Origin of the sequence: Streptomyces aureus (assembly GCF_000725495.1) — a bacterium.
Lineage (GTDB): Bacteria > Actinomycetota > Actinomycetes > Streptomycetales > Streptomycetaceae > Streptomyces > Streptomyces aureus_B.
Genome location: NZ_JNZD01000101.1, coordinates 1 through 297 on the forward strand (window position 1 = coordinate 1; position 297 = coordinate 297).

The following is a 297-nucleotide window of genomic DNA, read 5'->3' on the forward strand; positions in this document are numbered from 1 at the left end:
TCCGCCGCGTGCTGGAGGAGAAGGCGGCCCGCTACGGCCGGCATGTCGGCATCGTCTCCCGCTGGCTGCCCTCCTCGCAGACGTGCTCGGTGTGCTGGGCCGTGGACGGGAAGAAGCCGCTGCACGTACGCATCCGGCGGTGCGAGGGCTGCGGTACCGAACATGATCGTGACCTCAACGCGTCGCGAGTGATCCTCGCCGCCGGGCAGGCGGAGAGGCTAAACGCCCCTGGAGGGCCGGTCAGTCCTGGGGTGGAAATCCCACGCCCGGCACGGCCCGTTGAACGGGGAACCCACC

1 protein-coding gene is annotated in these 297 nt (G+C 70.4%); it reads left to right on the forward strand.

What is annotated here, in order from left to right; all coding sequences use genetic code 11:
- Positions 1-8 precede the first annotated feature (8 nt).
- Positions 9-297 (forward strand): zinc ribbon domain-containing protein (locus tag IO36_RS49475; RefSeq protein ID WP_425535568.1); only part of this gene is annotated, 289 nt, incomplete at its 3' end.